Annotated in this window: 1 protein-coding gene; it reads right to left on the bottom strand. The window is 62.8% G+C overall.

Annotated elements, in window-relative coordinates; translation table 11 throughout:
- A partial coding sequence (locus IZR01_RS49725; RefSeq protein WP_267255031.1) for a reverse transcriptase domain-containing protein occupies positions 1–258 on the bottom strand: 258 nt, incomplete at both ends.

Here is a 258-nt window from a genome sequence, read left to right on the forward strand (position 1 = left end):
CCTGCTCCGCCTGCACCAACGTGCGACAGTGCACCACGCCATCATCGGCATAGCGTTCAAACCGGCACCCCGGGAACTCCCGGGCCATCCAGGCATCGAACACATAGTGCAAAAACAGGTTCGCCAAGACTGGAGACACCGCAGAACCCTGCGGTGTCCCCACATCACGATCAACCACATCCCCGCCGGGCATGCACAGCCCAGCAGTCAGCCACCGCCGGACATACAACACCACCCAGCGGGCATCGGTATGGGCCT

Origin of the sequence: Catenulispora pinisilvae, from assembly GCF_015356865.1 — a bacterium.
Taxonomy (GTDB): domain Bacteria; phylum Actinomycetota; class Actinomycetes; order Streptomycetales; family Catenulisporaceae; genus Catenulispora; species Catenulispora pinisilvae.